Genomic DNA, 22,418 nt, shown 5'->3' with positions numbered 1-22,418 from the left:
TCACCGGTCTCCCTTCACGTGCGCGACCAGTACGGCGGTGTCGTCGTCCCCCAGGGCGCGGAACCGCGACGCCCGGGCGATCAGCGCGGCTGCCGCGTCGTCGTCGCCGCGGCAGCAGTCCCGTACCGCCTGCGGCAGCAGCTCCTCGAACATGGTCCCGTCGGCGCTGCGGGCCTCGGTGAGCCCGTCGGTGAACAGCGCCAGCGAGTCGCCGGCCGCCAGGGGGACCGTCACCGGCTCGTAGCGGGTCTCGCCCAGGACGCCCAGGAGCAGGCCGGACACCCCGACCTCCGTCACCCGCCCGTCCGCGCGGCGGACCAACGGGCGCGGGTGGCCGGCGGAGGCCGCCTCCAAGGTGCGGCCCGCGCTCTCCGGGGTGATCACGGCGGCCAGCGCGGTGACGAAGCGCGGGGTCGACTGGGCGACCAGCACCGCGTTCAGACGGCTCAGGGCGTCCGCCGGCGACGCCCCGTCCTCCAGCAGGACGCGCAGGGTGTGGCGGGCCAGCCCGGTGAGGGCGGCGGCCTCCGCTCCGCGGCCGCAGACGTCCCCGATGAACAGGGCGAGGCCGCCGTCGCGGCGCACCACGGCGTCGTAGAAGTCGCCGCCGACCTCCAGGGAGTCGTCGGCCACCTCGTAGGCCGCGCTCAGGCTCACACCCGGCCATTCGGGCAGCGTGCCGGGCAGGAGGTGGCGCTGCAGCTGCTCCGCGTTGCGGCGGCGCTGCTCGTAGGCGGCCGTGGTGTCGATGGCCAGCGCGGCCCGCTGGGCCAGGTCGTCCAGGAGCCGCCGGCTCGGCAGGTCCCGCGCGTCCCGGTGGTGGACGAAGGCGAGGGTTCCCAGCACCTTGCCCCGGGCGCGCAGGGGAGTGACGCTGACCGCCCGTACGGCCCGGCCAGGGCCCCCGGCGCGGGGGCCGAAGGGGGAGCCGGCCAGGTCGCCGCCCGAGACGACCGACCCGAGGCGCCGGTCGGCGGCGGCACGGATGCGGTCCTCCAGCCAGGCGTCGTGCGCCACGCCGACGAGCCAGGGCTGCGCGGCCGCGGCCACGTGGGCGGACGCCACCAGGGACAGTCTGCCCTCCTGGAACAGGTGCACCACGCAGCCCTCCGCCAGCGCGGGCACGGCGAGGCGGGCGATGCGCCCCAGGGTCTCCTGGACGTCCAGACTGGCGTCCATCTGCAGCGACGCCTCGGCGAGGAAGGCGTCCTCGATCTGCTGGCGCTCGTGCGCGCGGTGGTCCAGGACGCGCCGGTTGCTGGCGACGAGCACCTCGGCGAGCTGGGTCAGCCGGGTCGCGAGCCCGGGAGCCGCGTCCTGTGGGCGCTCGAGACCGACGGAGAAGGCGGCCCAGTCGCCGTCCCCGTCGCCCTCCCCGAACGAGAACCTGACCTCCAGCGCGTGCCGGGCCCCGGCCTCGACGAAGAGGGCGTGCTCCGGGGCGAAGCCGTCGTCCGGCCCGGTCAGGTCGTGGTGGAGGACGGCCGGTCCGTCCCCCTCGTGACCCGCCCCCGGCTTCGGCGCCGTCCGCCCCGGCCCCGCGACGACCGCGCCGGGACCGGCCCTCCTGGTCCTGAGCACGGGCCGGCCGCCGTCGGGCGTCATGTGGCGCACGTAGCGCAGTTCACCGCCGTCCCACCGGCTGCCGACGACCGCCACCACGCCCGGCTCGTCCAGCATGAGCGCGTAGATATGGCGCGACATCTTCTCGACGGCCTCGACGTCCAGGGCCGCCCGCCACAGTCCGTGCAGACGCGCGGACCAGTCGTCCGCCGGGGTCCGGCCGCCGTCCGAACGTGCCACTGGACCGCTCACCGCCTCCACACCGTCCGCGGACGCCCGAGGAACGCCGTCGGGCGCGAAGCGGGCACCAATTCCGGAGGCTACACCATGTGTTCCGCCGGCGCGGCCCGCCGCCACCGGTGCGACCTGCGGCCGTGCGCGTGCGCCCGACGGCGGGCGCGGGCCGCCCGCCGTCCGGCCCGCCCGCGGTACAACCTTCCGGTGCGCCGGGCCATCTCACCCAGTGACGGCCTTCGCGCCGGGCGGAGGCCGCACACGACGGCCGAGGGGGACACCATGCGGAAGAACGGGGTGGCCGTGGCGCTGGTGCTGGCGACGGGCGCACTGGGGACGACGGCGGTCCCCGCCGCGGCGGCCGGCACGGCGCGGACGGCGGCCTGCCCGACGGGCTGGGGCAGCGGGATCAAGAGCGGCACGGGGACCGGCACCGCTCCGCTCGGGAACATCACGACGGGACGGCACGACTGCTTCGACCGGATGGTGCTGAGCGCGCCCGGCGCGGGGGAGAAGGACATCGGCTACCACGTCCAGTACGTCAGGCGTCTGCACCAGGACGGCTCGGGACGGTACATCCCGGTCGGCGGGGGCGCGGTGATCGAGGTGCGCGTCGGCGCGCCGAGCTACGACCCGCAGACCGGCTCGCCGACCTACCCCGGGCGGGTGGCGAAGCCGCTGCCCGGGGTCGACGTCACCGGCTACAGGACCTTCAGGGACACCCGGTTCGCCGGCAGCTTCGAGGGGGACACCCAGGTCGGCCTCGGGGTGCGCACCCGGCTGCCGTTCCGGGTGACGCAACTGCCCGACAGGATCGTGGTGGACGTCGCCCACAGCTGGTGAGCGGCGCCGCCCCGGCCCGGCGGTGTCCCAGCGGCGCCGCCCCGGCCCGGCGGTGTCCCAGCGGCGCCGCCCCGGCCCGGCGGTGTCCCGGCGTCCGGTCCCCGGAGCCGGCCGGCTCCGGGGACCGGACGCCATGTCCCTTCGCGGCCGGCCCGGGACACCGGGGACGGGGTCTACTCCGCGGGCTCGTCCCCGAGCAGGTAGCGGGCGCCCCGGCCCTTGCCGGCCGCCGCGTCGTCCGGGTTGTACAGGCCGCACTTGCGCAGCGAGAGGCAGCCGCAGCCGATGCAGCCGGACAGTCTGCGCTTCAGACGCTGGAGTTCGGCGATCCGGTCGTCGATGCGCCGGTTCCAGGTGCGGGCCACGGCGTTCCACTCGGCGGCCGTCGGCGCGTGGTCCTCGGGGAGCCGGGCGAGCGCGGCGCCGGCCTCCTCCAGCGACAGCCCCACGCGCTGGGCGGCGCGGACGAAGGCGACCCGGCGCAGCGTGCTGCGCGCGAAGCGGCGCTGCCCGCCGGGGGTGCGGTCGGCGCGGATCAGGCCGATCTCCTCGTAGTAGCGCAGGGCCGAGGTGGCGACACCGCTGCGGGCGGCGAGTTCGCCGATGGTGAGGCGGTCGTGGCGCGACAGGGAGCGATGCATGAGGACGACGATAGCGCTTGACTTCAAGTCGACTTGAAGTCGCAGACTCGCCACATGACGCTCACCGGCACGGATTCCGCGTACGACTACACCGATCTGCCACGGCTGATGTCGCTCATGACCGGCGACGAGAAGCACGGTCCGGCGGCCACCTCCACCCTCGACGCGCTGTGGGTGCTCTACGACCGCGTGCTGCGGGTGACGCCCGCGACCGCCGAGGCGCCCGACCGGGACCGCTTCCTGCTGTCCAAGGGGCACGGGCCCATGGCGTACTACGCCGTGCTCACCGCCAAGGGGTTCGTCCCCGAGGAGTGGCTGGCCGGCTTCGGCTCCTTCGACTCGCCCCTCGGCCACCACCCGGACCGCACCCTGGTCCCCGGAGCGGAGATCGGCTCGGGCTCCCTGGGGCACGGGCTCCCGCTCGCCGTGGGCACCGCGCTGGGGCTGCGCGCACAGGGGCTCACCGGGCCCGCGGTGTGGGTCCTGGTCGGGGACGCCGAGATGGACGAGGGCAGCAACGGCGAGGCGCTCGCCTTCGCGGGAGCGGTCGGCCTGGAGAACCTGCACGTGGTCGTGGTCGACAACGACTCGGCCACGTTCGGCCGGCGCGGCGGTCCCGCCGCGCGCTTCGCCGTCGAGGGCTGGTCGACGGCCACCGTGGACGGACGCGACCACGAAGCCCTGTACCAGGCGTTCACCGCACCGCACCCCGGACGGCCGCACTGCGTCGTCGCGCGGGTGGAGTCCAAGGACTGACACAGCCGCCGAGGCCGGTACCGACACAGCCGCCGAGGCCGGGCGCGGGCACCGGAGGACCGGTGCGGGCCCCCGGGCCGGCGCCGAAAGGAAGGAACGCCCCCATGGACACGATGCGAGAACGCTTCGCGGCCGTCACCACCCGCCTGCTCGACGAGGACCCCCGGCTCGCCGTCCTCCTGGCCGTCATCTCGGCCGACCGCTTCGCGGAGGCCGCCCGCGCCCACCCCCGCCGCGTCATCGACGTGGGCATCCGCGAGCAGCTCCTCGTCGGCGCCGCCGGCGGCCTCGCCCTCACCGGGATGCGCCCGATCGTCCACACCTTCGCGAGCTTCCTCGTGGAGCGCCCCTTCGAGCAGGTCAAACTGGATCTCAACCACCAGGAGGCGGAGGCGGTGCTGGTCAGCTCCGGCGCCTCGTACGACATCGCCGCCGGCGGACGCACCCACCAGGCCCCCGCCGACCTCGCCCTCCTCGACACCCTGGGAGGCTGGACCGTCCACGTGCCCGGCCACCCGGACGAGGCCGAGGCGCTGGTCCGGCACGCCGCCGCCGAGCGCGGCACACGGGTGTACGTACGGCTGAGCGAGCAGTCCAACCGCACCGCCCGGCCGGTCACGCCGGGCCGGTTCCAGGTGCTGCGCGAGGGCCGCGCCGGAGTGGTCGTCGCGGTCGGCCCCCTGCTCGACGCGGTGCTGGAGGCGACCCGGGACAGGGACGTGACCGTGCTGTACGCCTCCACGGTCCGCCCCTTCGACGCGGCCGGGCTGCGCGAGGCCGTGGCCGGGACCGACGCGGCCGACGTGGTGCTGGTGGAGCCCTACCTGACGGGCACCTCCGTGCCCTTCGCCGCGGACGCCCTGCGCGACGTCCCCCATCGCGTCCTCCCGCTGGGCACCGCACGCGAGGAGGTGCGCCGCTACGGCACCTGGCGCGAGCACGTGCGCGCGCACGGCCTGGACCCGGCGGGGCTGCGGGAGCGGATCGACGCCTTCCTCGGCTGACGCGGCCGGACACTCACCGGGGTGCCGGTACGGCGGCATGGCGATGGCTGTACGGCGGCGCGTCGGAGGCGTCCGGCCGCCGGAGCGCCGGGGTTCCGGCGGCCGTCGTACGGCACCGGGGCGGGGGCCGCCGTGCGGCCCCCGCCCTTTCGACGTGCCGGTGTGTGTCAAGTGGCGCAGTCTGGTTACGCGGATCCCACCGAAGCGCGCGACTTCGCCGCGCCACGTCCCGCGACGAAAGGCACAGGACGCCATGGACGGCCCGCACCACTCCACCGCCACCCGCGACGACGTCCGCCACGGCAGAGCGGCCGCCCGGCCGGCGGCGGACGGCGCCGGCGGCGCACCGGGGGACGGCCACAGCTCCACGACGACGATCGAGGTCAACGGCGTCCCGCACACCCTCGCCGTCGACAACCGCCGCGTCCTGCTGGACCTGCTGCGCGAGGACCTCGGCCTCACCGGCGCCAAGAAGGGCTGCGACCAGGGCCAGTGCGGCGCCTGCACGGTCCTCGTCGACGGACGCCGCGTCAACAGCTGTCTGCTGCCGGCGGTCGCCCTGGACGGCAGCGCGGTGACCACCGTCGAGGGACTCGCCGACGGCGACGAAGGCACGGACGGCGACGGGCTCCACCCGCTCCAGCGCGCCTTCCTCGACCGCGACGCCTTCCAGTGCGGCTACTGCACCCCCGGGCAGATCTGCTCCGCCCTCGGCGCGATCGGGGAGGCCGCCGCGGGACACCCCTCGCACGTCACCGACCCCGGGGCCCCGCCGGGCCGGCCGGTGCCCCTGACCCGGGACGAGATCAGGGAGCGGCTCAGCGGCAACCTGTGCCGCTGCGGCGCCTACCCGCACATCGTCGAGGCCGTGGAGGACGTCCTGCCGTGAAACCCTTCGCCTACGTACGCGCCGGCAGCCTGCAGGAGGCGGCCGACGCCTTCACGGCCCGGCCCGGCGCCCGCTACCTGGCCGGCGGCACCAACCTGATGGACCTGATGAAGCTGGGCGTCGAGCAGCCCGAGGCCCTCATCGACGTGAGCCGGCTGCCGCTGGACACCGTCGAGGAGCTGCCCGACGGCTCCCTGCGCGTCGGCGCCACCGTCCGCAACAGCGACCTCGCGGCCCACCCCGTCGTCCGCGACCGCTACCCGGCGCTGTCCCGGGCACTGCTCGCCGGCGCCTCGGGGCAGCTGCGCAACGTCGCCACCACCGGCGGCAACCTGCTGCAGCGCACCCGCTGCCCGTACTTCCAGGACGTCACCAAGCCCTGCAACAAGCGGTCGCCCGGCAGCGGCTGCGGAGCCCTGGAGGGCGTGCACCGCGACCACGCGGTCCTCGGCCACTCCGAGCACTGCGTCGCCACCCACCCCTCGGACATGGCGGTGGCCCTGGCAGCCCTGGACGCCCGGGTCGAGCTGTACGGCCCCGGCGGCGCGCGGACCGTCCCCGCGGCCCGTTTCCACCGGCTGCCCGGCGACCACCCGGAGCGGGACACCGAGATCCTCCCCGGCGAGCTGGTCACCGGCGTGGTCCTGCCCGCGCTCACCGCAGGACTGCCCTCCGCCTACCGCAAGGCCCGCGACCGCGCCTCCTACGCCTTCGCGCTCGCCTCGACGGCCGCCGTCCTGGAGGTGACGGACGGCGCGGTCAGCCACGCCGGGATCGCGTTCGGCGGGGTGGCCCACCGGCCGTGGCGGGCCCGGCGCGCCGAGGAGGCGCTGCTGGGCGCCACGCCCACCAGGGCCGCGTTCGAGGAGGCGGTCGACCTGGAGCTGTCCGCCGCCCGCCCCCTGCGCGACAACGCCTACAAGGTGGACCTGGTCCGCAACGTCGCCGTGGACGTCCTGGCCGGCCTGGCGTCGCGCACCCCGGACCGGGTCTGACACCGGCACCCCGGGCCCGGCGCCGGCGTGCGGACCGCCGGCCCGGGGCCCGCACCCGGGCCGCCCGCGGCCCCCGCACCCGTCAGGTCCGGACCGGGACCGCACCAGCTTCGACACAGGAGAGACCCATGGCAACCACGGCCGACACCGGCATCGCCCCCGCAGATCCCGGCAGTGCCGTCGGCGCCCCGGCCGAGCGGCGCGAGGGGCGGCAGAAGGTCACCGGCCGGGCCCGCTACGCCGCCGAGCACCACCTCCCCGGCCGCGCCCACGCCTGGCCGGTGGCCGCCTCCGTCGCCCGCGGCCGCGTCCGGTCCGTCGACGCCTCGGCCGCCCTGGACCTCCCCGGGGTGATCGACGTCCTCACCCACGGCAACGCCCCGCGGCTCGCCGCACCGGACGACCCCGTGCTCGCCGTGCTGCAGGACGACCGCGTGCCGCACCGCGGCTGGTTCGTCGCCCTGGTCGTCGGCGAGACCCTGGAGGCGGCCCGCGCCGGCGCCGCCGCCGTCCGGGTGGCGTACGAGACCGAGGAGCACGACGTGACGCTCGACGCCGGCCACCCCGGCGCCCACGTCCCCGAGGAGGCCAACGGCGGCCACCCGGCCCGCCGCGAACAGGGCGACCCCGAGGGCGCGTTCGCCGCCTCCGCCGTCCGCGTGGACACCGGCTACCGGGTGCCGCCCCTGCACAACCACCCGATGGAGCCGCACTCCTCCACCGCCCACTGGGACGGGGACCGCCTCGTGGTCCACACCTCCAGCCAGGGGACCACGCCCGTACGGACCACGCTCGCGGCGATGTTCGAGGTGCCCGAGGAACGGATCACCGTCACCGCGGAACACGTCGGCGGCGGCTTCGGCTCCAAGGGCACCCCGCGCCCCGACGTGGTGCTCGCCGTCATGGCCGCGCGGCACACCGGGCGCCCCGTCACCGTCGCCCTGCACCGCCGCATGCTGCCGTCCGTCGTCGGCCACCGCGCGCCCACGCTGCACCGGGTCCGCCTCGGCGCCGGCGAGGACGGCCGGCTGACCGGCGTCCTGCACGAGGTGGTCACCCACACCTCCCGGATCAAGGAGTTCGTGGAGCAGGCCGCGGTGCCGGCGCGCGTCATGTACGCCGTGACGGACAGCCTCACCGAGCACCGCGTCGCCCCCCTCGACGTGCCCACCCCGTCCTGGATGCGCGCCCCCGGCGAGGCGCCCGGCATGTACGCGCTGGAGTCCGCCATGGACGAGCTCGCCGAGGCGCTGGACATGGACCCGATCGAGCTGCGGATCGCCAACGAGCCGGACACCGAGCCCGACAGCGGCAAGCCGTTCAGCAGCCGGCACCTCGTCGAGTGCCTGCGCGAGGGCGCCCGGCGCTTCGGCTGGTCCCGGCGCGATCCGCGCCCCCGCTCCCGGCGCGAGGGGCCGCTGCTGGTGGGCACGGGCGTGGCCGCCGCCACCTACCCCGTCCTGGTGTCGCCCTCCACCGCGAGCGCGCACGCCCTGCCGGACGGCTCCTTCGCCGTACGCGTCAACGCCACCGACATCGGCACGGGCGCCCGCACGGTCCTCGCCCAGATCGCCGCCGACGCCCTGGGCGTTCCGCTGGACCGGGTACGGATCGAGATCGGCAGCACGGAGCTGCCGGCCGCCCCGCTGGCCGGCGGCTCCTCGGGCAGCGCGTCCTGGGGCTGGTCGGTGCACGACGCGTGCACCCGGCTGACGGCCCGTCTGGCCGGGCACACCGGGCCGCTCCCGGAGGGAGGGCTGAGCGCCCGCGCCGACACCACCGGCACGGCGGACGCCGACAGCCCCTACGCGCGCCACGCCTTCGGCGCGCACTTCGCCGAGGTCGCCGTGGACACCGTCACCGGGGAGACCCGGGTCCGCCGGATGCTCGGCGTGTTCGCCGCCGGACGCATCCTCAACGCCCGCACGGCGCGGTCGCAGCTCATCGGCGGCATGACGATGGGCCTCGGCATGGCGCTGACGGAGGGCAGCACGATGGACGCCGCGTTCGGCGACTTCGCCGAGTCCGACCTGGCCGCGTACCACGTGCCCGTCCACGCCGACGTGCCGGACGTCGAGGCCCACTGGATCGACGAGGACGACCCGCACCTCAACCCGATGGGCAGCAAGGGGGTCGGCGAGATCGGCATCGTCGGCTCGGCGGCCGCCGTCGGCAACGCGGTCCACCACGCCACGGGCGTCCGCTTCCGCGAACTGCCCCTCACCCCGGACCGGGTACTGGCCGGGCTGCGGGAGGCCGGGGTCTGACGATCCGGCGGGCGGCGGACCGGGGGCGGCGGCTCGGCGCGGAGGGCGCGGTCTCCGCCCCGGCACACCAGGGCGTACCGGGTGCGCCGGGACTCACCCGTCCCCGCCGCCCGCCCCGACCTCCCGCAGCCGCCCGCCGTCGTCCAGGCGCGCCGTGACACGCACGGTCCCCTCCTCAGGCGCGCGGACGGCGAGCGTCCGGCCGTCGCGCGCGGTGCCGACCGCCCCGTCCGCCTCGACGCGGACGACGGCCCGGCTCCCCACGGCGAGGAAGTACCGGTGACCCCGCGGCGACCTCCGCCGGGCGCCGGCCACCACGTCCCGGCCGAAACGGCTGCACGCCGCGGTGGCGCGGGCCCGGCCGACCAACCGTCCCGGCGCGGCGGCGGACGAGCGGTCCGTGCGCAGCAGGAGCGTTACGGCGCCGGGGCCGCGCCAGGTGGAGGCGCGGACACAGGACCACACCGCGTGCCCGCCGCCCTCGGGGAGGTCCTGCTCGGCGAAGTCCCAGGCGTTGACCGCCCGTACGGCGCCGCCCTCCCACCCGGACAGGCGGCAGGCGGTGTGCGCCCAGGCGAGCAGTGCCCGGGCGCCGGTGGCCTCCCGCGGCTGGCGGGCCGGGGGCGCGCCGTGCCCCGGCGGCGGCGTGTAGGTGAGGTGCACCGGCGACAGCGGCCGGAGCGCCCGACAGGGCCTGGCCCAGGGCGATCTCCTCGGCTCCACCGGCCCGCGGGAACATCCGCAGCCCCACACGAACGGCGGCCGGGGCACCAGCGACCGGGGCGGCGGCAGGGCGGCGGGCCAGCCCCGCGGGCGCCGCTCGTGGGCGAGGGCGGCCCGCAGGACCCGTATGCGCAGCGCGTCCCCGGCCGGAGCGGCGGGCGGCGCGGTGCGCGGACCGGGCACGCGTACGGCGCGCGCGCCGGGTAGCGCGCCCTGCGCCGCGGCGTGGGCCAGCAGGACCCTGCGGTGCCGGGACAGGCGCGTCGGCAGCGTCAGGCAGGCCAGGCGGACGAGACCGGTGTACTGGTCGAGCAGGGCGGCCTCGGCCTGTTCCGAGCCATCCGGGCACGGCGCTGCGGACGGCGCCGACGGAGGGCGGGCATGGGGACACGGCCTCTCGCGACGGACGACGGGGGGGGGGATTGCCTCGCCCCTTCAACGACCGCGCCGTACGACAGTCACACCGTGCCCCGTCCTGGACGCCCGGGAGGACGGCCCCACCTGCGGGAACAGGAACGCGGGGGGCGAGCGTTGACCGTGCGGACCGCAGACGCGAGAGCAAGGTGGATCGCCATGCACGGCGAGTACAAGGTGCCCGGGGGCAAGCTGGTGGTCGTCGACCTCGACGACGACGGGGGAGTCCTGCGCAACGTCCGGCTCGCCGGCGACTTCTTCCTGGAACCAGACGACGCGCTGCCCGCCATGAACAGCGCCCTCGAAGGCCTGCCCGCCACCACGGACGCCGCCGAGCTGGCCGCGCGCGTCGAGGCGGGGCTGCCGCAGGGCACGGTCATGTACGGCCTCACCGCGGAGGGCGTCGCGATCGCCGTCCGCCGGGCGCTCGCCCAGGCGACCGACTGGACCGACTACGACTGGCAGCTCGTCCACGAGCCGCCCCAGCCGCCCGCGCTGCACATGGCGCTCGACGAGGTGCTCACCGCGGAGGTCGCGGCCGGGCGCCGGCCGCCCACCCTGCGGGTGTGGGAGTGGGGCGGCCCGGCCGTCGTCATCGGCAGCTTCCAGTCCCTGGCCAACGAGGTCGACCAGGAGGCGGCCCGGCGCCACGGGATGACCGTGGTGCGGCGGATCTCCGGGGGCGGCGCCATGTTCGTGGAGCCGGGCAACACCATCACGTACTCCCTGTCCGTCCCCGCCTCCCTGGTCTCCGGGCTGTCGTTCGCCGACTCCTACGCCTACCTCGACGACTGGGTGCTGGGCGCCCTCGACGACATGGGCGTCAAGGCCTGGTACCAGCCCCTGAACGACATCGCCACCGACGCCGGCAAGATCGCCGGAGCCGCGCAGAAGCGCGTGGTCGGGCCCGACGGCGGCCCGGGCGCGGTCCTGCACCACGTGACGATGTCCTACGACATCGACGCCGACAAGATGACCGAGGTGCTCCGCATCGGCCGGGAGAAGCTGTCCGGCAAGGGCGTCGGCAGCGCCAAGAAGCGCGTCGACCCGCTCAGGCGCCAGACCGGCCTGACCCGTGAGGCCGTCATCGACCGCATGATCCAGTCGTTCCGAGCCCGCTACGGTCTCACCGCCGGCCACCTCACCGGCCGCGAGACCGAGCGCGCCGAGGAGCTGGTCGCCACGAAGTTCACCGACCCGGAGTGGACCGCCCGCGTGCCGTAGGGGCGACAGCGGCTTCCCGCGCCGCCCCGCGCCGCACACTGTTCAGGTACACACTGTCCGGACGCACACTGTTCTGGCGCGCGGCGCGGGCGCCGGGACAGGAGCGCCGACGAGGGCACAGGTGCGGGTACGGGTGCGGGCACGACGAGCGTCACACCGTCGGTCCGTCACATCGTCGGTCCGTGACACCGCCGGTCCGTCACGCCGTCGGTCCGTGACACCGTCGGTCCGTGACGCCGTCACGACGGGAGTGGCACCCTCGGCCCGTCACCCCGCGTCGGACCGCGGGACCGCCAGGTGCGCCAGCACCGAGCGCATCGCGCGGTCCACGGGCTCGCGCCACTCGTCGGCCGGGTCGACGGTCTCGAAGCCGTGGTGCCCGTTCGGCACGTCGACCACCTCGACGTCCGCCCCGCAGTCCTTGCCCGCGGCCAGGAACCCCTCGACGGTGGCGGCGATCCCGGGACTCTCCAGCCCCGCCCGGGTGAGCACGACGGGCAGGGCGCCCGCGCGGGCCACCGCGTCCGCCGGGCGGAAGCGGCCGCCGGCGAGCCCCCAGTTCGGCAGCGGCGCCAGGACCGGGTAGGTGGCTGACAGGCAGCGCAGCCACGCCGGGGGCGCAGCCAGCCAGTCCGCCATGAGCAGTCCGCCGCCCGAGAAGAACCACAGCGCGACCCGGTCCGCGTCCACCCGAGGGTCGGCCCGCACCAGCTCCGCCGCCGCGGCCACGTCCGCGGCGGCGCGCGCGTAGTCGGCCACGTCGTGCAGCCGGTGGTCGAGGGTCGCGCCCACCGCGCCCCGCCCGGCCGCGTACCGCGCGTACCCCACCAGGGTCGGCCACTCCCGCGGGGTCGGCCGGGCCCCGGCGGGCACCGGGCCGCCGTGCACGAACAGCACCGCGGGGCGCGGGCCCCCGGCACCGGGCGGCAGGTACAGGTCCACGTGCTCCCGCCGCTCACGGGGGAGTTCGGGCACCTCCAGGGGGAACGGCCGCAGGTGGGCGGGCGGTTCCGCGGCGGCGGCCGGCTCCAGTCGGTGCCCCTCGCCGGCCGCGGCCCGCAGCAGGACCTCCGCCAGCTCGCCGGGACAGGACAGCATCGGCCAGTGCCCGGTGGGGAGTTCGAAGAAGGTCACCCGTGGGTCGGTCAGGGCCTGGAGGGCGGGGTCGCCGAAGTCCACCAGTCTGCGCACCATCTCGATGCTCGCGCCGTTGGCGGTGCACAGCACGCCGGTGGTGGGCACCGCGGCCACCGCGCCGGTCAGGCGCAGCGGCTGGAGCAGGGTGCCCAGCGGCTGCGGCGCGGCGAGCGCGGTGAGCCGGTCGAGCGCGGCGCCGGGCACTCCCTCGGTGCTGCCCCACCGCCGCCACCCGTCACGGGCCGGAGGCGCCAGTTCCCCGCCCGCTCCCTCCGCTCCGGCGCGTCCGGCCAGCTGCTCGCGCAGTGCCTGGTCGGGCACCGCCGCCAGGGCCGGGACGCCGTCCCGCGGCATCCCCGCGTCCAGGTACACGACGCGGGCGACGCGCTCCGCCCGCCGGTCCGCGGCGCCCAGCGCCGGGTGGATGCCGTAGTCGTGCCCGACCAGGACGATCTCCCGGTCGGCGCCCCCCTCCGCGGAGCCGGTCACCGTGCCCACCGAGTCGATCGCCGCGACGACGTCCGCGATGTGCGTCTCCAGGGCGACGCCGGACGGCGCGGAACCCGGGGACCCCGCCGGACCGTGTGATCCGCCGAGTCCCGTGAGGGCGACCGCGTGCACCTCGGCCCCCGCCCCGGTCAGCCGCGCGGCCGTCTCCTCCCACACGTGGGCGCCGGTGAACACACCCGGCACCAGGATGAACGCGGTCATGGCCCTCTCCTCCGTACGCGGTCGTCCGCGGACCGGCCCGTACGCCCGGCCCGCGCTCGCCGGTACGGTAGGAACTCCCCCTGAGGGAGGTTCAAGTGCCCGCGTCCCACGACGGCCTGTGGAGCATCGGCGAACTCGCCGGGCACGCGGGCGTCACCGTCAAGACCGTCCGCTTCTACTCCGACCGCGGCCTGCTGCCGGAGGCCTCCCGCAGCGCGGGCGGGCACCGCCGGTACGGGCCCGACGCGCTGGACCGGCTGCGCCTGATCCGCTCCCTGCGCGCCCTGGACCTCCCGGTCCCCGAGGTGCGCCGCGTCCTGGACGAGGAGGACGCCTGGGGCGCCGCGCTGGAGGACGCCGTCGCCGGACGGCTGCGCGCCCTCGGCTCCCAGCTCAGGGCGCTGCGCTGGCGGGAGGCCGCGCTGCGCCTGGTGCGGGAGTGCCCGCCCGGGGAGCGGGCCGCCCGGCTGCGGCTGCTCGGCGCGGTGGACACCCCGCCCAGCACGGCCCCGCTGGCCCGGTTCTGGCGCGCCTGGCTGCCGCCGCGGATGCCGGCCCGGTCGACCGCCGCGTTCCTGGAGGCGACGGTCCCGCAGCCGCCCGACGACCCGGAGCCGGCCCAGGTGCTCGCCTTCGCCCGGTTGCACGCCCTCGTCACCCGTCCCTGCCCGGCCGGCGAGCAGCCCCAGCCCGAGGCGCACCGGACCGCGGGGGCCCGCGGGGCGGCCGTGCTGTACGCGGCTCTCGCCGAGGCGTACGAGCTGGCGGGCCCGCACCTGCGCCGGGAGCGGGAGCCGCACGCCGGCGAGGCGCTGGACGGCTTCGTGGCCGCGTACGCGAGCGCGTACGGCACCCGGGACACCCCGGGCTTCCGCCGCCTGCTGGCCGGGCAGCTCGCGGCCGACCCGCGGCTCGACCGGTACTGGGAGCTGGTGGCCGTGCTGAACACCCCGCCGGGCGGCCGTCCCGGGCCGACGCCGGGGTCCGCGCACGACTGGCTGCTCGCGGCCCTGCGGGCGCAGATCGCCGAGGCGGCCTGAGCCCGCGCCGGACGGGCGGGCGTCCGGCCTCCGGTCCTGCCCGTCCGGCCCTCGGTCCTGCCGTCCGGGGCCCGGTGCACGAGGGTCGGGGCCGGTACTCGTACGAACGCCGGGCCCCGGTGTCCGAAGGGCTTCCTCGGTCCGCCCGCCGTTCGGCGGGACACGGTGTGCGATATCGGCGGTGCGCGTGGAGGCGGGTCCGCGTCACAGTGTTCCGGCGGCTGCCGCCGGCGCGGTTCAGCCGTTCTTGCGGGCGACGCCCCCGTAGAAGCCGATCTCGGCGGAGCGCGGCGGGGGAGGGGCGTCCGGGCGCCAGAACGGGACCTGGGCCAGGCCGGGCTCGACCAGGTCGAAGCCGTCGAAGAACCGCTCGACCTCGGCGCGGTTCCGCAGACTCATGGTGGCGGTGGCGTCGTTGTAGACGGCCTGGGCCCCGCTGCGGTCGGCGAAGTCGCCCGTGGCGTGCGAGAGCACCAGGAAGCTGCCGGCCGGCAGCGCGTCGCGCAGGGTGGCGACGACCCGCTCGGGCTCGTCCGCCTCGCTGAGGAAGTGGAGGATGGCGACCAGGAGCAGGGCGACCGGCTCGTCGAAGTCGATGACCCGGCGGACGTCGGGGTGGTCCAGGACGGCTCGCGGGTCGCGCAGGTCGGCCAGCACGATGCTGGTCGCGGAGGAGTCGCCGAGGAGCGCGTCGGCGTGCGTCTTCACGATCGGGTCGTTGTCGACGTACGCGACGCGCACGTCCGGCGCCGTCTCCCGGGCGATCTCGTGCACGTTGGGCGAGGTGGGCAGCCCGGTGCCGATGTCGAGGATCTGACGGACGCCGCTGCCGACGACGTGGCGGACGGCACGCCGCATGAAGGCGCGGTTGGCCTGCACGCCGATCCGCGCCTCGGGGGCCACGGAGGCGAGTCTCTCGGCGGCCTGCCGGTCCACCTCGTAGTTGTCCTTGCCGCCCAGCAGGTAGTCGTAGATCCGCGCAGGATGCGGTCTGCTGGTGTCGATCTCCTCGGCGCGGAAGCCGTCCCGTGTCACGCTGAGCTCCTCTCCCCGGCCGCTCCGGTCCCTCGTCCGTGTGCGGCCGATCACAGCTTTCCACATCAAGTCGTGCGCACGCGAGCGGAGTTGGCGCGCCGGTGACAGGCCGGGGGGTGACACCGTCCGACGGTGCCGCCGGCCCGTCGGGGACGCCTCGGGGCCATGACCCGCCGACTCACCGACTCAGTGTCCGACCGACTCACCGACTCAGTGACTCAGTGACCCACCGACCCACTGACTCACCGGCTCAGTGGCTCGTCCGCCGGAGTTCGGACGGTCGGGGCCGACCGCCCTGCCGGGACGGTGGGACGGAGTGCCCCGCCGGGACGGTCAGGAACGGAGTGCCCTACCGGGACCCGTCGGCCGCACCGCCCGTGGGCGTTCCGGAAGTGCTGTAGAAGACGGAGCGACCCTGCTTGGTGCGCTGGGCGCGGTTCCTGGCGACCAGTCCTTCGAGCGTGGTGCGTACGACGGTGGTCTTGATGCCGCGGTCGGGGTGGGCCTTGCCCAGTGCGGTGGCGACCTCGGCCGCCGAGCGCGGTTCGCCCTGCTCGGTGAGGTGGCGGCGGATGAGTTCGACCAGGGTCGGCTGCGACGGTGCGGACTTGGAGGCCGTGCCGCCGGCAGTGGTCCCCTCCTTGGTGGCGGTCTTCTTCGCCGAGGACTTCCTGGCCGCGGCCTTCCTGGCGGGGGCGCCGTTCCTGGCGGAGGCCTTCTTCGCCGGCGTCGGCCTGCCGCGCCCCTGGGAGGCGGGGGCCTTCTCACCGGAGCCGGCCGCGCCGGTGCGCTCGGGCGCGGGAGCGGGCTGCGCGGGCGCCGGACCGCCGAGCGCCTGCTGCACGTTCACCAGGACGGAGTGCTCGTGCTGGAGCGTGGTGAGTTGCTCCTGGAGCGCGGCGATCTCGGAGGTGAGACGCTCCTGCTCCTTGGTGTTGTTCTCCAGGTCGGTGTCGACCTGCGAACGGTACTGGCTGGTGAGGTCGGTCGCGGCCGTGTTCGCGGCTGTCTTCTCGGGCATGACCTGTGATCCTCCTGTGGCTGTCGGCCGCGGTAGGGCAGCCGTGCCGGGCATGGGTGGCGGCTGCGGTGTCGTCGGGGGTGCGACGGCGGGCGTGTGACCGTTGCTGAGGGTCTCTGTGTAGGGATAGTACGGATGGGTGAGGTCCGTTGCTCCTCCTGAGCGATGTTTCGTGCTCAACCTCGGTCCGGGACGTCGGTGTGCCGGACCGTGCGGGCACCGACGAACGGGTGAGGAGCGGCGGACGCGCCTCGTCCCGCGCGGAGCCGGGCACCTTCGTGACCAGGGGCCGGGCGCTCCGCCGCGCCGGACTCACGCCGCGGGGCACCGGGTCGCGGGAACGGGCGCGGGGCCGGTGCCGGGACCGGGGGCGGGGTGCTCGGGTGGTGTGCAGTAGGGCAGGCCGTCCAGAGGGAGGTCGTGCAGAAAGCGGAGGACGAGTTCGGCGTATTCCGTGTCACGTTCCAGATGGGCCATGTGGTCCGCCTCGCGGAGGAACAACAGGGTCGAGTCCGCGATGGTGGCGGCGACGTCCCGGTTCTGCCGGGCCGTGGTGGTGTGGTCGTGCTCCCCGGTGAAGACCAGGGTGGTGACGCCGCGGATGCCGCCGGGCGGCAGCAGTTCCCCGTCGAGCAGACGCCTGTGGCAGGCCGCGTTGCGCAGGGCCTCCCGGCGTGTGATGCGCAGGCACTGCCGGGTCAGCAGGCGCCGTACCGCCGCCGACTGCCTGACGCGGTGCTGCTCGTCCCTGTTGACCAGGCAGTCGGCGAGACGGTCGGCGTAGTCACCCGGGCCGGGCCACAGGTCGGCCGGGGAGTCACCCGGTCCGGCGGATGAGTCACCTGGTCCGGCCGGTGAGTCACCCGGATGTGCGGACGCCGACTCCAGGTGCTGGACGGTGTCCCTCATGAGGGCGGCCATGGGGTCGTTGACACGGTGGGCGGCCCCGGCGAGCAGCAGGCGTGCGACGCGTTCGGGGTGCCGCTGGGCGATCCGGTAGGCGATCGGTGCGCCGTAGGAGGCGCCCAGCAGGTTGACCCGGCGCAGGCCCAAGTGGTCGAGGGCATGGACGGCCGCCTGGGCCAGGACGTCGAAGCCCTGCTCGGCGGGCAGGTCGTCGGCGGTGCCCGAGCCCGGGAGGTCGATCAGGACGAGCCGTGTACGGGAGGCGATCCGACGTTCCAGCCGGGGCCAGGAGTACATGTCCTGCAGGGCGCCGCCCAGCAGCAGGAGCGGCTCCGTGGTGGCCGTGTCCGCGGTGGGGCCGTCCCCGACGGCGGCCGTGCCGCCGACGACGCGGCAGGCGTAGCGCAGGCCGTGCCGGCGCAGTTCGACGTACTCGTCGGCATACTCGTCGGCTCCGCCCGGCGCGGCGGCCGGGCCGGGACGGGTCACCACGCGGGTCATGCGCGGGCCTCCGCGCGCCGGTCCACCAACTCGGCCAGCTCGCGGACGCAGGCGGCCGCGGCCAGGTCGTCCTCGCTGATCTCCAGCCCCAGCCGGTCCTCCAGCTGCAGGGAGAGGACGACGAGGGCCATGGAGTCGACCCCCGCGTCCGGCAGTGAGGCCTCCGGGGTGATCGGGACGGCGGGGAGGCCGCCGGCGGTCGTGAGGATGTCCTTGACTTGTTCGAACGTCATCTGCGGCTCCGTGGGGAGGGAGGAGAGGGGGACAGGGGGAGGAGAGACGGCGTGGAGCGGAGTGCTGCCGCAGGCGGTGGGGAGCGGGAAGCCGTCACAGGTGGGAGGGGCGGTCGGAAGCCCTCACAGGTGGGAGGGGGGCAGTCGGAAGCCGTCGTGGGCGGGAAGGGCGGTCGGAAGCCGTCGCGGGTGGGAGGGGCCGACAGCCGTCACCGACGGGGCGAGAGGCCCGACGGCCACACGAGTGTGGTGGCCGCCCAGGCCAGGCCGCTGCCGAAGGCGACCAGGAGGACCTTGTGACCGGGTTTCAGGTCCCCTCGGTCGGCGGCGTCCGCCAGCAGCAGGGGGAGGGAGGCGGCGGCCGTGTTGCCCACCTCGTGGATGTTCGAGGGAGCGTCGCCGCGCGGAATGCCGAGGGCGTCGGCGACGGCGGCGTTGATGCGGTGGTTGGCCTGGTGGGCGATCAGCCGGTCCACCTCGGACAGCTCCCAGCCGGCCGCGGCGGCCGCGTCACGGGCCGCACGCGTCATACGGCGCACCGCGTGCCGGAAGACCTCGTTGCCCCGCATGCGCACGTACACGTCACCGGGTGACACCGGCCGCCGGTGGCGCTCCCGCGTACCGCCGGCCGGCACCACGATCGCGTCGGCCAGTGACCCGTCACTGCCCCACACCACGGGGCCGAGGGCGCCGTCGAGCCGCCGCGGCCCCGCTTCGAGGACGGCCGCACCCGCTCCGTCGCCGAAGATCGGCGCGGTCGCGCGGTCGTCGGGGTCGATGACGGCGGACATCGTCTCGGCGCCCACCACCAGCACACGTCGTGCCGTGCCCGCGGCGAGCAGTCCGGCGGCGACGGCACCGGCGTGCAGGAACCCGGAACAGCCGGCGGTGACGTCGAAGGCCGCCACCGGCCCCAGACCCAGCCGGTGGGCGACCCAGGGGGCGGTGGCGGGGCAGCGGTGGTCCGGGGTGGTGGTGGCCAGCAGCACCGCGTCCACGTGTGCCACCCCCGCGGAGGCCATGGCCCGGCTCGCGGCCTCCACGGCCATGTCACCGGTGGACACCGCCGGGTCGGCGCGCCGGCGCTCGACGATGCCGATGCGCTCGCGGATCCACTCGTCCGAGGTGTCGAGACGGTCGCACAGGTCGCCGTTGGTGACACGGTGCGGCGGCAGCCAGGTGCCGAGTCCGGTCAGCACCGCCGCGGCACCGGCCCCCGGGCCGGCCGAAGGGTTGAGGACCTGCCGCATGAAGACTCCCTGCTGACTGCTGACTGCTGACTGCTGACTGGCGACTGATGGCTGGTGATTGGTGATTGGTGACTGGTGACTGGTGACTGGTGACTCACGACGAACGCACCGGCTGCCCACGGATCCAAACACCTTCCGTCCGGCTCGTCCCTGCACGGTGCGCCGGAAAACCGGCAGTTCACCCGATCGAAAGTCCCGCCCGCGGCTTGTTCGGTTCCTGGTCGAGCCGGACACTGTGTCCGGCCGGGCGGGCCACCGACGGGCTGCCGGTGGTCGGTGGTCAGCGGCCAGTGATTCGGTGTCAGCGTCAATGTGGATGGCAGTGGCAGTGGCAGTGGCCGACGGGCGGAGGCCGGAGGCCGGGAGCGTGCGGGACGCGGGGCAGACGACCGGGAGGGCGGGAGGGCGCCGGACGAGGCGGGCCGGTGCGCGTCGCGTAGCACGCTTCGGATCCGGCCCCCGGGCTTTCGGTCCCGTTCCCGCCACCTGACGGGGCGTCCGCGGTCGGGCGGCCGGACCACGCACTCCGGCTGTCCGGAAAACACGGTCCGGTCGGCCGGAGGACGTGGGCGGGTGACGGATGGTGCTCACCGTGTCCCGTTCGTCAGCGTGAAGACATGACACAACAAGCACCACTGCACGTTCCGGTCCGTGACGCGCCGGCGACCGCCCGGCCGTCGGCACGGCTGGCCGGACTCGACCTCGCCCGTGGACTCGCGGTCCTGGGCATGTACATCGCCCACCTGGGGCCCGATCCGTCCGGGAACGGCGTCGCCCCGGTCCTGCTGGAACTCACCCACGGGCGCTCCTCGGCGCTGTTCGCCCTGCTGGCCGGGGTGTCCCTGGTCATCATCGCCGGACGCGACGCCACCGGCGCGAGCCGGTCGGGCCGCTCCGTCACGGCTCGCATCGCCGTACGGGCGGGGGTGCTGGTGGCCCTCGGCACCGTACTGACCGCCCTGGACACGTCGATCGACGTCATCCTCGCCTCCTACGGCCTGTACTTCCTCCTCGCCCTGCCCCTGCTCCGGCTGCGCGCGGGCGCTCTGGCGGCCCTCGCCGCGGTATGGGCGCTGATCGGCCCGCAACTGCTTCACGTCCTGCGGGACCCGCTGTACGACAGCGGCGTGGTGGACGGCTCCCAGGCGCTGGACCCGCTGGCCCGAGTGAGCGGCGAGGGCCTGGTCGACCTGCTGGTCACCGGTTCCTACCCGGCTCTGGCCTGGATGCCGCTGGTCCTGGCCGGCATGGCCGTCGGCCGTCTCGACCTGCGCTCGGATGCCGTCCGGCGCCGGCTGGCGGTGCTGGGTCCCGCCCTGGTGGTCCTGGGGTACGGCACCTCCTGGCTGGCGCTGCGGACGGTCCCGCAGGCCGGTTCGCCGCAGGGGTGGTGGTCCGACACCGGCGACTACAGCGACGGGCCGGCGGGGCTGCTGGTCGCCGTCCCGCACAGCCAGACCACCCTGTCGGTCGTGGGCAACGCCGGAGTCGCGATCACAGTGCTGGCCGTCGCCCTGACGGTGGTCGACCGGCTGCCCGCGGTGCGCCGGGCGCTCCGGCCGGTGATCGCGGTCGGCACGATGTCGCTGAGCGCGTACGTCGCGCACATCGTCGCCCTCTACCTCCTGGGGATGGGCGACCTGGAGGACCCGTCGCCCGGACGCACACTGTCGCTCTTCGTCGTCGGGGTGCTGATGTGGGCGGTGTTGTGGAAGTGCTTCTTCCGGCGCGGCCCGCTGGAGTACGTCGTGCACCGTGTCAGCGCGGGGCCGGACCGCCGCTGATCCGGCGGAGCGGCTTCGACCGGCGGCCCGGACCGTCGCTGATCCGGCGGAGAGGTCCGGCCGGGCGGTCCGGACCGCTCCCTCCCCACCCCGCCGGGTGGCGTGGAGAGTCCAGCCGGTCGGCGGACGGATCTGGCCACCCGGTGGAAGTTCTCCGGAAAACTGCCGGGTGTCCGGCGGGATGCCGTCCCCCGATCCTGGAGGGCATGGCACACCCCGCGGCATCGGCCGCACTCCGGTCGTCCCCGGAACGGCGACGACAGTCCCCGACGGCCTCGCGGCCCTCCTCGGCCTGACGGTGAGAGAAGGGGCCGCGCCGGCACGGCGGATCGCCGGAGCGACTCCGTCGCCCGCGTCCGCACGGCGGCACACTGCCCGGACCGTGTGGACCAGGAGGCATGTCGCACACCGTGTGACGGGTGTGCCCTCCGGCCGGAGACCGGAACCGGCACCGTGCCGCCGGTCGCAGGCAATCGGCCACGGCTCCCCGGTACCACCCGCCGCAGGCCGCCTCGCGCACCTCGGTGGCCCTCTCCCGCCCCCGGAGAGGGTCACCGAGGTACTTCACCGGCCCGGCCGGTGCACGGAACCGGGCGCGGCCCGGTTCCAGGTCCTGCCGGCACGTCCCCTGTGCCGCAGCCGCCCCCGTGACCCCACGTACACCACAGCAACGATCAAGGAGTTCATTTCGTGGTCAATGTCGACGAAACCTCGACCGCCGAGGTGAAGCGCGGTGCGTCGCCGCCCGGGCGGACGGCTCCGGCGGCACCGGCCGAGAAGGCCCTCGCCGAGGTGCTGGCCGGCGTGGTCCGCGCCGAGCGGGTACCGGTCGACGGTGACTTCTTCGACGATCTGGGGGCCGACTCGCTGGTCATGGCGCAGTTCTGCGCCCGGGTCAGGAAGCGGGACGACCTGCCGGCGGTGTCGATGAAGGACATCTACCGGCACCGGACGGTCCGCGACCTCGCGGCGGCGCTCACGCGGACCGCGCCCGTGTCGTCCACCGGCCCGCCCACCGATCCGTCCACCGATCCGTCCGCAAAGGCGTCCATTCCGGCACCGGAGCCGTCGCCGCTCGACACGGTGGCACCGGCACGGGCGGGCACGGCGGCGTACGTGCTGTGCGGTGTGGCGCAGTTGCTGCTGTTCCTCGGCTACGTCTACGGGACCGCGGTCGTCGTCGGCCTCGGCTACGACTGGATCGGGGCCGGTTCGGGGCTGTGGGAGAGCTATCTGCGGGCCGTGGT

The 22,418-nt window shown here is 75.6% G+C and carries 19 protein-coding genes; 10 read left to right on the top strand and 9 right to left on the bottom strand.

Going from position 1 to position 22,418, the window contains the following annotated elements; translation table 11 throughout:
• On the bottom strand, positions 1-1,803 hold the full coding sequence (locus tag IE271_RS28060; RefSeq protein WP_229919599.1) for a PP2C family protein-serine/threonine phosphatase: 1,803 nt from the start codon (positions 1,801-1,803) through the stop codon (positions 1-3).
• Positions 1,804-2,079: 276 nt separating this feature from the next.
• On the opposite strand from IE271_RS28060, the gene IE271_RS28055 reads away from it, so the two are divergent.
• Positions 2,080-2,640, top strand: coding sequence for an AMIN-like domain-containing (lipo)protein (locus IE271_RS28055; protein ID WP_190193252.1), 561 nt, complete (start codon positions 2,080-2,082; stop codon positions 2,638-2,640).
• Between the two features lie 173 nt (positions 2,641-2,813).
• On the opposite strand, the gene soxR is transcribed toward IE271_RS28055, so the two are convergent.
• Positions 2,814-3,281 carry a redox-sensitive transcriptional activator SoxR gene (gene soxR, locus IE271_RS28050; protein WP_190193251.1) on the bottom strand — a complete coding sequence of 156 codons (468 nt, stop codon included), beginning with the start codon at positions 3,279-3,281 and terminating at the stop codon, positions 2,814-2,816.
• Between the two features lie 54 nt (positions 3,282-3,335).
• Here soxR and IE271_RS28045 point away from each other — a divergent pair, with 54 nt between their 5' ends.
• From IE271_RS28045 to IE271_RS28025, 5 genes are all read left to right on the top strand, one after another.
• A complete protein-coding gene (locus tag IE271_RS28045; protein WP_190193250.1) occupies positions 3,336-4,037 on the top strand; it encodes a thiamine pyrophosphate-binding protein in 702 nt (233 codons plus the stop codon).
• A gap of 104 nt (positions 4,038-4,141) precedes the next feature.
• On the top strand, positions 4,142-5,041 hold the full coding sequence (locus IE271_RS28040) for a transketolase family protein (RefSeq protein ID WP_190193249.1): 900 nt from the start codon (positions 4,142-4,144) through the stop codon (positions 5,039-5,041).
• A gap of 253 nt (positions 5,042-5,294) precedes the next feature.
• Entirely contained in the window at positions 5,295-5,930 is a 636-nt protein-coding gene (locus tag IE271_RS28035) for a (2Fe-2S)-binding protein (protein WP_190193248.1), read from the top strand.
• Complete coding sequence (locus IE271_RS28030; protein WP_190193247.1) at positions 5,927-6,925, top strand: FAD binding domain-containing protein; 999 nt, start codon at positions 5,927-5,929, stop codon at positions 6,923-6,925. Before IE271_RS28035 ends, IE271_RS28030 begins: the two co-directional genes overlap by 4 nt.
• A gap of 128 nt (positions 6,926-7,053) precedes the next feature.
• Positions 7,054-9,192: a xanthine dehydrogenase family protein molybdopterin-binding subunit gene (locus IE271_RS28025; RefSeq protein ID WP_190193246.1), complete on the top strand. Its 2,139-nt coding sequence runs from the start codon at positions 7,054-7,056 to the stop codon at positions 9,190-9,192.
• A gap of 93 nt (positions 9,193-9,285) precedes the next feature.
• Here IE271_RS28025 and IE271_RS28020 read toward each other — a convergent pair whose 3' ends face one another.
• Positions 9,286-10,098, bottom strand: coding sequence for a hypothetical protein (locus tag IE271_RS28020; protein WP_190193245.1), 813 nt, complete (start codon positions 10,096-10,098; stop codon positions 9,286-9,288).
• A 390-nt stretch (positions 10,099-10,488) separates the two neighbouring features.
• Between IE271_RS28020 and lplAB the strand changes: the two genes are divergently transcribed.
• The gene (lplAB, locus tag IE271_RS28015; RefSeq protein WP_190193244.1) at positions 10,489-11,553 is read left to right on the top strand and encodes a lipoate-protein ligase LplAB; all 1,065 of its coding nucleotides are present in this window, start codon (positions 10,489-10,491) and stop codon (positions 11,551-11,553) included.
• A gap of 267 nt (positions 11,554-11,820) precedes the next feature.
• Here the strand turns inward: lplAB and IE271_RS28010 are convergent, their stop codons facing one another.
• Positions 11,821-13,401, bottom strand: a complete 1,581-nt coding sequence (locus tag IE271_RS28010) for an alpha/beta hydrolase (protein WP_190193243.1) — start codon at positions 13,399-13,401, stop codon at positions 11,821-11,823.
• A gap of 95 nt (positions 13,402-13,496) precedes the next feature.
• Between IE271_RS28010 and IE271_RS28005 the strand changes: the two genes are divergently transcribed.
• A complete protein-coding gene (locus IE271_RS28005) occupies positions 13,497-14,441 on the top strand; it encodes a helix-turn-helix domain-containing protein (protein ID WP_190193242.1) in 945 nt (314 codons plus the stop codon).
• Positions 14,442-14,678: 237 nt separating this feature from the next.
• Here the strand turns inward: IE271_RS28005 and IE271_RS28000 are convergent, their stop codons facing one another.
• From IE271_RS28000 to IE271_RS27980, 5 genes are all read right to left on the bottom strand, one after another.
• Complete coding sequence (locus IE271_RS28000; protein WP_190193241.1) at positions 14,679-15,476, bottom strand: SAM-dependent methyltransferase; 798 nt, start codon at positions 15,474-15,476, stop codon at positions 14,679-14,681.
• A 349-nt stretch (positions 15,477-15,825) separates the two neighbouring features.
• Positions 15,826-16,497 carry a hypothetical protein gene (locus IE271_RS27995; RefSeq protein ID WP_190193240.1) on the bottom strand — a complete coding sequence of 224 codons (672 nt, stop codon included), beginning with the start codon at positions 16,495-16,497 and terminating at the stop codon, positions 15,826-15,828.
• 312 nt (positions 16,498-16,809) lie between these two features.
• Positions 16,810-17,904, bottom strand: coding sequence for an alpha/beta fold hydrolase (locus IE271_RS27990; protein ID WP_190193239.1), 1,095 nt, complete (start codon positions 17,902-17,904; stop codon positions 16,810-16,812).
• Complete coding sequence (locus tag IE271_RS27985; protein WP_190193238.1) at positions 17,901-18,137, bottom strand: acyl carrier protein; 237 nt, start codon at positions 18,135-18,137, stop codon at positions 17,901-17,903. The genes IE271_RS27990 and IE271_RS27985 overlap by 4 nt, the downstream gene beginning before the upstream one ends.
• Before the next feature lie 209 nt (positions 18,138-18,346).
• The gene (locus IE271_RS27980; protein WP_190193237.1) at positions 18,347-19,387 is read right to left on the bottom strand and encodes a beta-ketoacyl-ACP synthase 3; all 1,041 of its coding nucleotides are present in this window, start codon (positions 19,385-19,387) and stop codon (positions 18,347-18,349) included.
• A gap of 617 nt (positions 19,388-20,004) precedes the next feature.
• Here IE271_RS27980 and IE271_RS27975 point away from each other — a divergent pair.
• A complete protein-coding gene (locus IE271_RS27975; RefSeq protein ID WP_190193236.1) occupies positions 20,005-21,171 on the top strand; it encodes a heparan-alpha-glucosaminide N-acetyltransferase domain-containing protein in 1,167 nt (388 codons plus the stop codon).
• Between the two features lie 690 nt (positions 21,172-21,861).
• Positions 21,862-22,418, top strand: a 557-nt coding sequence (locus tag IE271_RS27970) for an acyl carrier protein (protein ID WP_229919598.1), incomplete at its 3' end; no start/stop codon positions are given.

The organism is Streptomyces minutiscleroticus, from assembly GCF_014650875.1.
In the GTDB taxonomy this organism is placed as follows: Bacteria; Actinomycetota; Actinomycetes; order Streptomycetales; family Streptomycetaceae; genus Streptomyces; species Streptomyces minutiscleroticus.
This window is presented reverse-complemented; position numbering and strand designations above follow the sequence as displayed.